Origin of the sequence: Flavobacterium sp. UBA4854 (genome assembly GCF_002399805.1) — a bacterium.
Taxonomy (GTDB): Bacteria; Bacteroidota; Bacteroidia; order Flavobacteriales; family Flavobacteriaceae; genus Flavobacterium; species Flavobacterium ginsengisoli.
Map to the genome: position 1 here is coordinate 31,301 of NZ_DHEI01000107.1, position 594 is coordinate 31,894.

A 594-nucleotide genomic window follows, 5' to 3' on the forward strand; every position below is an offset into this window, starting at 1 on the left:
TTCAACGGAACATTTGTAATTGATGGCGAAGAAAAAGAGACTTCTCTTTTCAAATTAATCAAAAAAACATCTCAGGAAAATCCTAACGATATTGTTTCTGCTTACAAAGACAACGTTGCTTTTGTAAAAGGACCAAAAGTGCAGCAATTTGCACCAAAATCGGCAGACAAACCTGATTTTTACGAAATAAAAGAATTTGATTCGGTAATCTCATTAAAAGCCGAAACACACAATTTCCCAACAACAGTGGAGCCTTTCAACGGAGCCGCAACAGGATCTGGAGGAGAAATTCGTGACCGTTTGGCTGGTGGACAAGGTTCATTGCCATTAGCTGGAACTGCGGTTTACATGACTTCTTACTCTCGTTTGAAAGAAGACAGAAAATGGGAAAATGCTGTTGAAGAAAGAAAATGGTTGTACCAAACGCCAATGGATATTTTAATCAAAGCTTCAAACGGAGCTTCTGATTTCGGTAATAAATTTGGTCAGCCGCTTATTACAGGTTCTGTTTTAACTTTCGAACACGAAGAAGAAAACCGTAAAATTGGTTACGATAAAGTAATCATGCAAGCGGGTGGAATTGGTTACGGAAAA

1 pseudogene is annotated in these 594 nt (G+C 38.2%); it reads left to right on the plus strand.

Annotated features, from left to right (window positions below):
* A pseudogene (locus B3J44_RS15970) lies at positions 1-594 on the plus strand (phosphoribosylformylglycinamidine synthase); the annotation flags it as partial.